This window comes from Pseudonocardia sp. DxW, assembly GCF_058448985.1.
Window position 1 is genome coordinate 1 of the sequence record NZ_JBZFLK010000072.1, and the last position, 1,398, is coordinate 1,398.

General features: G+C 68.4%; 1 protein-coding gene. It reads right to left on the bottom strand.

The window, feature by feature from the left end; genetic code table 11:
* Nucleotides 1–3: 3 nt before the first annotated feature.
* A complete protein-coding gene (locus tag ACVJO7_RS33990) occupies nt 4–1,329 on the bottom strand; it encodes an ISL3-like element ISPfr2 family transposase (protein ID WP_032401348.1) in 1,326 nt (441 codons plus the stop codon).
* Nucleotides 1,330–1,398 lie beyond the last annotated feature (69 nt).

The window sequence follows — 1,398 nt, forward strand, 5'->3', positions numbered from 1 at the left end:
GGCTCATCCCAATCGGGGGTGTAGGAGTTGGGGTCTGAAGCCGCCGGTCTCGAGCAGGCTTCGGGCGATGTAGTTGGTCAGGTTGCGGAACCCGAGTGCGGAGCCGCGCAGGTGTTCGAGCCGTCCGTTGAGCGCCTCGGTCGGCCCGTTGCTGGTGCCGGGTCGTTCGAAGTAGGCGAGCACGTCAGCGGCTCGCTTCTTCAGGGTCCGGCCCAGGGTGGTGAGCTCGGTGAGCACCTTGGGGACGCCGGCGCTGAGGTCGGTGATCAGCTTCTCCATGAGCTCGCGGCCACGTTGCCGGTCCTCGTGGCGATAGGCGGCGATCATGCGCTGGTAGACACCCCAGGTCGCCTCGACCTCGACGTGAGCGTCATCAACGAACAGCGCGCGTAGCCTGTCGCTCTGCTTGTCGGTAAGCAGGTCCGCGCCGGTGTGCAGCGTGCGCCGCGACTTGTAGAGCGGGTCGTCCCTGAACCCACGGTGCCCGTGGATCGCGAGTTGGACCCGGCGCCGGCACCTGTCGAGGGCGTCACCGGCCAGGCGCACGACGTGGAAGGGATCCATCACCGTGACCGCGTCCGGGATCTCCTCCGCAGCGGCGGTCTTGAACCCGGTGAAGCCGTCCATCGCGACCACCTCGACCGCGTCACGGAAGGCGTCGTCGCGGTCGGCGAGCCAGGTCTTGAACGCCGCCTTCGACCGGCCCTCGACCATGTCCAGCAGCCTTGCTGGGCCGGCGCCATCGCGGACCGGGGTGAGGTCGATGATCACGGTGACGTACTTGTCGCCACGCCTGGTGTGGCGCCAGACGTGCTCATCGACGCCAATGACCTTCACGCCCTCGAACCGCGTGGGGTCGTTGATCAGCAGCCGATTGCCTTCGGCCAGGACCGCGTTGTTGGCGGTGTCCCACGCGACCCCGAGTCCCTCGGCGACACGGGCGACGGTGAGGTGTGCGACCACGATCCCTTCCAGCGCCCACCGCAACCCGGTGCGCGAGAGCTTCGCGCGTGGCTCCGCCGCGGCGCTGGTGTCTTGGCGCCACACGTGTCCGCAGTCGGCACAGCGGTAGCGGCGCACTACAACTTCCAGCACGGTCGGTCGCCAGCCCAGCGGCTCGTGGGCCAACCGCCGGATCACGGTGTCACGAGCAGCGCCTTCGCTGCCGCACCGTCGGCACCACTGATCTGGTTCCACCACGCGGCACGCGAGGACCGCACGATCCGGTTCAAGTCGTTGCCCGGTCACGCTCAGACCGAGGCCGTCGAGTCGAGCGAAGGCGGTCAGGTCAGGGCGGCCGAAGCCGGCCGGCGGGGTAGCGTCGGACACGTCGAGGTCTTTCGGATGGATGGCGTAGGAACCTCCATCGTCGGGAGACCTCGACGTCTATCTGCGGAC